Origin of the sequence: Blautia sp. DFI.6.71 (assembly GCF_020593585.1) — a bacterium.
GTDB lineage: Bacteria > Bacillota > Clostridia > Lachnospirales > Lachnospiraceae > Blautia_A > Blautia_A wexlerae.
Genome location: NZ_JAJDMJ010000132.1, coordinates 1 through 1225, shown reverse-complemented (window position 1 = coordinate 1225; position 1225 = coordinate 1). Strand labels below are relative to the sequence as shown.

At 37.4% G+C, this 1225-nt stretch carries 1 protein-coding gene; it reads left to right on the top strand.

The genetic code is table 11. From position 1 onward, the window contains the following. Window positions 1-1102 (top strand): transposase (locus LJE12_RS19555; protein WP_227292381.1); only part of this gene is annotated, 1102 nt, incomplete at its 5' end. Window positions 1103-1225: the final 123 nt, after the last annotated feature.

The following is a 1225-nucleotide window of genomic DNA, read 5'->3' as shown; positions in this document are numbered from 1 at the left end:
TGCAACTGATACAGATAAAGTTTTGCTTAATAAAACAATGTCTGTTTATTGTGATGCCTGTAATTATGTTTCAGATTATGTATTCCGCACACATGACCTAAAGCAGTTCTCACTCAATAAAATTTTGTACTCTACTCTAAGAGAAAAGTTCAGTCTCAAATCACAAATGGCGCAGTCTGTTTTTAAAACGGTTATCGCAAGATATAAGACCATTCTTGAAAATCAGAATGAATGGATAAAACCATCTTTTAAAAAACCTCAGTACGACCTGGTTTGGAACAGAGATTATTCTTTAACTCAAAACTGCTTTTCCGTCAATACGCTTAATGGTCGTGTGAAACTTCCTTATTTTGCTGAGGGTATGTCTAAGTATTTTAACCATTCTATTTACAAGTTTGGTACTGCCAAACTTGTAAATAAACATGGTAAATACTATCTGCATATACCAGTTACCTATGAGGTTGAAGAAAGTAATATTTCTGATATTTGTAATGTTGTAGGTATTGACAGAGGTATTAACTTTGTTGTTGCAACTTATGACAGTAAACATAAGTCTGGATTTGTTAGTGGTAAAGCTATTAAACAGAAACGGGCTAATTATTCCAGGCTTCGTAAAGAACTTCAAATGCGACATACGCCATCCTCAAGGCGAAGACTAAAAGCTATCGGTCAGCGAGAAAACCGTTGGATGCAGGATATTAACCATCAGGTATCGAAGGCACTCGCCACCGGTAATCCAAAGCATACTCTCTTTGTATTAGAAGATTTGACTGGTATTCGCAATGTTACAGAACGTGTCAAAACAAAAAAACGCTATGTTTCTGTATCATGGTCTTTTTATGACCTTGAGCAGAAGCTGATTTACAAAGCGAAGCAGAATCAATCTTCTGTAATAAAGGTGGATCCTCGTTATACCAGTCAATGCTGTCCTGCTTGTGGACATACTGAAAAGTCTAATCGTAATAAGAAAATACATTTGTTTACTTGCAAAAACTGCGGTTATACGTCTAATGATGACCGTATTGGAGCTATGAATCTGTATCGTATGGGAATAAACTATCTTGCTGATAGCCAAGTACCTAATACAGTTGTAACAGAGTAAACTCTGCTACAAAGGGTGCTGTCAACCACCCAATGATGTAACGCCACTTTAGGCAGCAATGCCTATTGGGGATAAAAGGTCGGAGGCGTAAGCCGTTACTACGACTGGGCAGTTACAAGCCCA